The following is a 476-nucleotide window of genomic DNA, read 5'->3' on the forward strand; positions in this document are numbered from 1 at the left end:
CTTATCAACCAAATTGACCCTCAGATAAAGTTATCAGCGCGGCCTATTGGCTGCATTAAGAACGAATGAAGCCAATTTACGATAAAACGTTTGAATAAAGAGCCAGCTATTTAAGCAGCAACCTGCAATCGCTGCCATCTATCACTTTAAGCAACGTCTTCATCGACTCTTGATGAAAAAGCATCGGACAGCAAAACAGTGCCAGCGTTTACTACCTTTGTTTCTTAAGTTCGTAACGCTTTTAAAAGAAAGCCCTTTTGAATCACTTAAAACTCTAGGTAAAACATTATATCAATGGCGAGAGGAAGTAGTTAGAATGTGGCGGTTTACTAAAAACAACGGTATTACGGAAGGGTTCCATCGTAAGATGAAGCTGATTCAACGTCGTGCTTATGGGTTTAGAAACTTTGAAAATTACAGGTTAAGGGTTAAAGTTTTGTGTTCTTGATTAATGCCCCCGGAAATGGGGAAGAGCC

Annotated in this window: 1 pseudogene; it reads left to right on the forward strand. The window is 39.7% G+C overall.

The window, feature by feature from the left end:
- Positions 1–448 (forward strand): annotated as a pseudogene (locus OK13_RS13735) (ISL3 family transposase); the annotation flags it as partial.
- Positions 449–476: the final 28 nt, after the last annotated feature.

The organism is Legionella norrlandica, assembly GCF_000770585.1.
Taxonomy (GTDB): Bacteria; Pseudomonadota; Gammaproteobacteria; order Legionellales; family Legionellaceae; genus Legionella; species Legionella norrlandica.